The sequence below is a fragment of the Limosilactobacillus coleohominis genome (genome assembly GCF_016901675.1).
GTDB classification, from domain to species: domain Bacteria; phylum Bacillota; class Bacilli; order Lactobacillales; family Lactobacillaceae; genus Limosilactobacillus; species Limosilactobacillus intestinavium.
Window position 1 is genome coordinate 1 of the sequence record NZ_JACJKU010000087.1, and the last position, 5,428, is coordinate 5,428.

The window sequence follows — 5,428 nt, forward strand, 5'->3', positions numbered from 1 at the left end:
TAATGATAAGGTTCGTAAATTGCGGCATCATTGGCATGCCAACCGCTGACAGTTAGATCCCCACTACTTAAATTCCAGGAATCTAAGTTACCACGATTTACCTTTTGAACAGGAGCAAACCAATAATCTACTGCATCGCCATTCCCAACTGGATCGTCTGTCCATCTACTAATAAATTCAATACTATCCTGAGCGTACTCCGGGTCTAATTTAAATTGAACGTGAAATCCACTGTTCTTAGCATTAGCTATCGTTGGAAAAGCTTGAGCGACATCTCCACGCTCTGTAGGAATTACCTGAGCACGAGCAATTTCATGATTATGGGTCTGGTCATATGTAATAATGTAATGATAATTTTTACCAAGCGCCAAATTAGTGGCATGCCAACCACTAACAATCAAATCACCATGGTCATTACTTGACAACTCATCTAAAGAAGCCCGATTTTGATTATCAAAAATAATTGGTGAACTCCAGTAATCAGTGTGATGACCTTCACCGTTAATTTCATCGTCACTATAGCGAGCTATAATGCTAATTGAATGTCCTGCAAGGTTATTGGGTAAATTAAAATTAACATCAAATCCTGATAAACGGCTATTGGCAATATTGGGATAAACATTCTGTACATCAGCACGAATTTGTGGAGTAATTCGTTGACGATTGAGTTCTTTATTAAGAGTATTATCATATGCAATGGCATAACGATAACGTTGGTCATCGCTATGACCAGTGGCTTGCCAACCACTAGCATGTAAAATAACTTGATTGTTTTGGGAATTTGTTTGAATTTGGTACGTATCTAATGACCCTACATTAGCATTAAGGTCATTGTCCTGTGTTTGATGATCAACTGGCACTTGATTATTAACAATATTATTACTGGAATCGGTATGACCAGTATCAGTTGTCAACGTTGACTGAACAGTTGCACCATTATTGGACACATCATCGGCGTGAACTGTCCCTTCGCTGCTCATTCCTATTACTAATCCAGCAAAAACAATGGTTGCACATAACCATAATTTGCCACTTTTATATAATTTCAACCTTTTTTTCATTGTTATACTCCTCCAAAAATTCAACCATTTTAAATTATACTGCTTTTATTGTTCATCCCAAACAAAAATCAGGCTATTCCACACTTAGTGAAGTAGCCTGATTTAATTATTTAGAGCCTTAACGCTTATACAAACATAAAGAGTCCTTAATAGTTACCGCCTGTCATAGCTCCCGTTCCGTTAGCTGGTGCACTAGGTGTGGCTGGACGACTAGGAGCTGGAGTATAGCTCCGTGCTGGAGCGGTACCACTGCTATGATAGGATCCGCCTCCATTACTGGTATTGCTAATATTACTGCTATTAGTATTTTTACCATTACTATTTCGAGGGGCTGATGAACTAGAATTAGCGGCTGCTTTTGAAGAAGAGTTACTACTACTGCTCTCAGATGCCTTGCTGGAAGAACTAGACGAACTTTCAGTTTGGGAGTAATCTTTAACCTTCAAATGCTTAACAATCTTTTTAGATCCCTTAGTTGCGACAATGTCGTAAGTCCCAGAATAGGTGAAAGTATAATATGCTTTAGTATTCTCTTTTCCATCAGTAGCTTTAATAGTTTTAAAAGTTTCACCACTATTATGCCCAACAATTTTTACCTTTGTACCTGGAGAAATTAAGAACTTGACCTTAGCCTTACCATCCCTATTCAAGTACACTTTCTTTTTAAATCGTACTGTAATGGCATTAGTAGTATTTTCCTGTTTAATTACCTTTTTAGGAGAAGAAGATTGAGGAGTGGTTTGGTTATGGTCATGTATTAACATATAACTACCCCCACCAAAGCAGACAACCATTGCAATAATTAACACCCAGTTTATGAAAACTCTAAAGCCACTCACTGTGGTGATACCCCTTTTTGCTCTTCTTAATTGAAAGAAGAACTGCAGTAAAAGAAGTAAGCCGGCAACAATTACAATTATGAAAAGTAACATTTGTAAATTCATTTCACATCTCGTTTCAAATTAAAGTTGTACAAATTTATTATTCTTAAAGGCATATTTATGTGTCCATTGATCAACACGATTGCCTTCACCATGATTAGCATCACTGCTATAACGTAAGACAAATTGAATGCCATCTTTTTGGAGTTGCTTCAATTGGTCATCACTCAAATTAAAGGTAGCAGAGAAGCCACTATTATCAGAGTTTAAAATGACAGGGAAAGCTTTCTGAACATCCGGGCGCCCGGTTAATGTAACCTTTTGACGAGTTACTTCCTTACCATTAGCATCCAGCAAAATCACGTAGGCATTTGGATATTGGCCTGAGGCATCACTGGCCATCCAACCACTAACTGTCAATTGGTTAATAGTTGCTGGAGTTTGTGGATCCTTACTGTCATTACCCTTTGTGGTGTCAGCGTCTTTCTTAGCATCAGCATCTGATTTTGCCACATCCGCTTTTGGTGCAACCTTAGCTTTATTTAAATCATTTTTTGCTGGTTTATTTTCCAAAGTCAAACTATCAATGCTGTAACCTTGTTGATTAAATACCAATGCATTGTTAAACCAATGATCCACATGCGCACCATTATTCCCATTATCATTACTGTCTGTAGAATACCGAGAAACTAATGCATAAGTGTGACCATAGGTTAAGTTGTCTGCATCGAACGTAACATCATATCCAGATTGACCTGCACCTTGAATACTTGGATAAGCTTTATTAACGTCACCACGTTGAACATTAGCACTCAGTTTAGTAAAGGCAACCTGCTTATTGTCGGTCACATCATAAAGAATTAGGAACCTGTTTGGTTCAAGCTGAGAATAATTAGTTGCGTTCCACCCGGTGAAGTGAATCTTGCCGTTATTAATAGAAACATTATCAAGATTACCATAGTTACCTAGATCACCTGATACCAAGCGCTTAGGTGGGAACCAGTAATCCAGATTGTGGCCTTCGCCATTGGCTCCATCACTGTATCGACTAATAATCTGTAAGTTATGACCAAGATTAACATTAGTTAAATCAAATTTAACATCAAAACCAGATTTACTTGCAGCCAAAATATTTTTATAGACATTAGCAACATCTGGACGATCGATACCGTCTTGTACCCTCTGACGAGTAATTTCACGATTAGTAGTGGCATCATACAGGATCACGTAATGGTACGGACGACCAACTATATTATTAGAAGCATGCCATCCCGTAGCTTCTAATTGATTACCATTAACATTAAAAATATCTAAGTTAGCCAGATTAGTGTTGTAATCCATAGTGTAATATGGACCTATTAAATCTGTATTCCCAGTAAGATCACTCGTCCATCGAGACAGTATTCTTAATTTATCCCCCTGATGCATAGCATTCGTATTGAGAGGAATATCTGCATAAAAACCAGAATAAGCAGCATTCCATACTGGATGAATTTTAAATACATCAGGACGGTAAACTGGTTTCTGAATCAAAATTCGGCCTACTTCCGTAAAATGTCCTGGGGGTCGGATTTTGTCCATAATCTAGAACAATTAAGTAGTGATAGTTATGATTAAAACTCTGGCTATTCGCATTCCAACCCGTCACGTGGATACCAGCATCCGTCATATAGATAGCATCAATATTCGCCCAGTTACCATTTAACCCAGGAACAACATTTTGATTGTTAGGGTCAGTTCCATCACTAACATAAGTCACCGTTAAAGTTTGATTCTGCGTGTCAGAAGTTACGTTTTGTGATGCGATCTGCATACTCCGCGTCCCGTTCACTTCAGTATGGTAGAAATTAATTTGAGGAATATTGTAGTCTTCCCAAGCGGTAGGCCCATCAGCTTCCCAATCGGTATATTCTTCTTTTTCTTTACCGCTGACATCAACTGTAATTATTTTATTTCGCTTAAAAGTGACAGTTTCGTCAACCGGTTGTTGACTACCAAATGCTAACTTAAATTTAATGGTCCGGGTAACTGCCTTCCAATAGTTAGGATCACCTTTATGATCCTCAGCCTTGTCTTCGTTGTTAGCTTGTTGATATGTAACTATGACTTTCGAATCCTTGGGGTCTCCATCAAACTTATCGACCTCAGGAACTGCTGCTGCAAACTTTGCATCTCCACCATCAATTGCAACCTTGGAAACGTAACCATCAATAGTCGGAATCGTGTATTTATCCCAAATATCTTGACTGTTTTTGGCTAAGTTCTTCCAATCACCGTAAGTATACTTACCATTACCATCAGGTGTTTTAGTACGTCCTAAGTTAACACTCTTCGTTATCGTAGACGTAACTTTCCCATTTTGATCATGGATCTCAATTGTCCGCGTGACCGTCTTATACATGTCCGGATTCTTTGTATCCGTCTTCGCATCAGTGGGAGTTAATGTTTGAAACTTATAAACCACCGTCACTTCAGGGTTTACCAAATTACCATCCTTATCAAGGGTCACCTTGTCAGCTGAAAGTGTTGTTGCTGGTTTATTATCGACATAACTCGTTGCACCATCTATTTGTGGAATTTTATATTCTGGAAATGTAACCCCATCTGTTTTGTAAGTAACTGTTGTTTTGCCATTTGTTGTAGTTACTTTCTGGACATTACCACTTTGTTGCGCATCAGACGTCTTACCATTAACGTTAATTGGCTGATTATTATCGTTTGTAAATTTAATTGTCCGGGTAGCATTTACATTGGTTGTCTCTGACTGGGATTGATTTTTATTCTGGTCGTCAGCATTACCTTTACTGTCATTGCTAGTTTGAGAGCTAGTATTAGTGTCAGTTTGAGCTCCCGTTGCATTACCTTTATCATCTGTTGTTTTATTCCCCGTTGTACTCGAGGTGGTAGTAGATTGATCTACCAATTGTGTTTGGGCACTCTTATTTTCATCCGCCTTAGCCGTCTGACCATTAACTGCTACTCCGGCCATTACAGATAAACTTACGATAGCAGCCGAAACCCATAGCTTACCACTTTTATACATTTTAAAACGTTTCTTTGTTTCCATAATTATCCTCCCAAAAGATTAATTATTTTTTCACAACCATGCTTATTTTAGCATAAATCATTAATTGAAATTGATATAAATGAGGCCTTACTCGCTATTAAAAAAAGGTATGACTTCATTATTGGCTAAATTTTAAAATTCATCGTCAATCTGTACTGATAACTAAATTTAATCAGTTCAAGCAACTTAGTTGCTTGGACTGGTTTTTGTTTTAGGCCAATTAATCGGTTCTACACTAAATGACATTGGTATAGAGATAGAAAATCTCTAACCCATACTCGTTGGTGTAAAACCTCTTTTATTTCATAATAAAAGGTTCTACACTATTCGGTACTGATGAGTTTTCATCAGTGCCGTTTTTGTATATGATGACAATAAAAAAGGACAATTACCCCAAAAAATACACACACGGTAATTGC

General features: G+C 37.7%; 4 protein-coding genes. All 4 read right to left on the reverse strand.

The genetic code is table 11. The features are described from left to right. The coding region (locus H5975_RS07155) for a KxYKxGKxW signal peptide domain-containing protein (RefSeq protein ID WP_204785469.1) at positions 1-1,061 on the reverse strand (1,061 nt) is incomplete at its 3' end. A gap of 146 nt (positions 1,062-1,207) precedes the next feature. After that, positions 1,208-1,825 carry a hypothetical protein gene (locus tag H5975_RS07160; protein ID WP_204785470.1) on the reverse strand — a complete coding sequence of 206 codons (618 nt, stop codon included), beginning with the start codon at positions 1,823-1,825 and terminating at the stop codon, positions 1,208-1,210. A gap of 198 nt (positions 1,826-2,023) precedes the next feature. Further along, positions 2,024-3,475: a hypothetical protein gene (locus tag H5975_RS07165; RefSeq protein ID WP_204785471.1), complete on the reverse strand. Its 1,452-nt coding sequence runs from the start codon at positions 3,473-3,475 to the stop codon at positions 2,024-2,026. Next, a complete protein-coding gene (locus tag H5975_RS07170) occupies positions 3,447-5,009 on the reverse strand; it encodes a mucin-binding protein (protein ID WP_204785472.1) in 1,563 nt (520 codons plus the stop codon). The genes H5975_RS07165 and H5975_RS07170 overlap by 29 nt, the downstream gene beginning before the upstream one ends. Positions 5,010-5,428: the final 419 nt, after the last annotated feature.

Coding starts and splice junctions, on each gene's coding strand:
- H5975_RS07170 (WP_204785472.1), bottom strand. CDS start 5,009: ATGGAAACAAAGAAACGTTTTAAAATGTATAAAAGTGGTAAGCTATGG.
- H5975_RS07160 (WP_204785470.1), bottom strand. CDS start 1,825: ATGTTAATACATGACCATAACCAAACCACTCCTCAATCTTCTTCTCCT.